The organism is Clostridium sp. AF36-4 (assembly GCF_003435975.1).
Lineage (GTDB): Bacteria > Bacillota > Clostridia > Lachnospirales > Lachnospiraceae > Eubacterium_F.
Window position 1 is genome coordinate 1 of the sequence record NZ_QTVH01000075.1, and the last position, 867, is coordinate 867.

The following is an 867-nucleotide window of genomic DNA, read 5'->3' on the forward strand; positions in this document are numbered from 1 at the left end:
TACATCTTTGTATTGTAGTAAATTTTTCTCTGCTAAATCTTTTGCTCCCAAATAATATCCTCCTCTTACTCTCCTATCCCATACTCCCGCAACAATTCCTTCTGATAGTCTGTATCCATGATTGCTTTTTGTATATCTTCCATTCGATGATCTGCTAACAAGCAATGATATAATGTGTTGATTTCCTCAATTCCTTGTGAGATTCCTTGTGAAATTCCTTTCTCTACTCCTCGTTCCTCATACATATCTAATAATACACACATATTGATTTTTCCTCCTTTTCCTTCAGTTTCTTCAATTAATTCCTTTGCTTTCCGATATCTCGTGTCGTTTGTCACCGCAGACAGCCAATCTAAAAATGCTTCCGGGTGGTCTAATTGAAACTCCGTTGTTTGGAAATATTCATCCAGTTTTCTTCTGTCATTTCCACAGGACAGATAACGGACTATGTATTTAAAATCCGATTGATACTGGCGAATTGTCGTTTCCGGCTGACTGGCAAGGTTAATCACACAAACCGAATACGAGGGTATCCATTTTGTAAGTTCCTCACCAATGTCTTCCGGAAATTCCAGCATATCATTCAGACATCTTGGCTTTCCCCATTCATTCTGACTGTAATTCAAAACCAAAGTAATGACCGGGCTTAACTTCTGGGAATCGTTAAGTTCCTTTGTCATCGGGTTTGGATAATTTCCAGTTTTCCGATTACTTTCCTTCACTTCCTTTATCTGCTCCATATATTTGGCATGCTGGTATCCCATATCTCGCACCGGCATAACGTTGTTTTTGTCACTCTGATTTTCCAGACATAAGAAAAAACTTCTATTGTGCTTCTTACACTTCATCGGCACATCCATCTGTAAC

The 867-nt window shown here is 38.6% G+C and carries 1 protein-coding gene; it reads right to left on the reverse strand.

Annotation, left to right across the window (positions count from 1 at the left end):
- Positions 1–65 precede the first annotated feature (65 nt).
- On the reverse strand, positions 66–867 hold an 802-nt coding region (locus DW005_RS13655), incomplete at its 5' end, for an Rpn family recombination-promoting nuclease/putative transposase (protein ID WP_207658758.1).